Origin of the sequence: Paraburkholderia sp. BR10937 (assembly GCF_040965695.1) — a bacterium.
Lineage (GTDB): Bacteria > Pseudomonadota > Gammaproteobacteria > Burkholderiales > Burkholderiaceae > Paraburkholderia.
On record NZ_JBFRCL010000287.1, the window covers coordinates 1 to 236 of the forward strand.

1 rRNA gene is annotated in these 236 nt (G+C 52.5%); it reads left to right on the top strand.

The features are described 5' to 3' along the window. A 23S ribosomal RNA gene (locus AB4Y44_RS43015) occupies window positions 1–236 on the top strand; the annotation flags it as partial.

Below are 236 nucleotides of genomic sequence, written 5' to 3' on the forward strand. Positions count from 1 at the left end.
GCGAAGTTGAAGTGTTTGTGATGATGCAATCTCCCCGCGGCTAGACGGAAAGACCCCATGAACCTTTACTGTAGCTTTGCATTGGACTTTGAACCGGTTTGTGTAGGAGAGGTGGGAGGCTGTGAAGCGGGAACGCCAGTTTCCGTGGAGCCGTCCTTGAAATACCACCCTGATCTGTTTGAGGTTCTAACCTTGGTCCGTGATCCGGATCGGGGACAGTGCATGGTAGGCAGTTT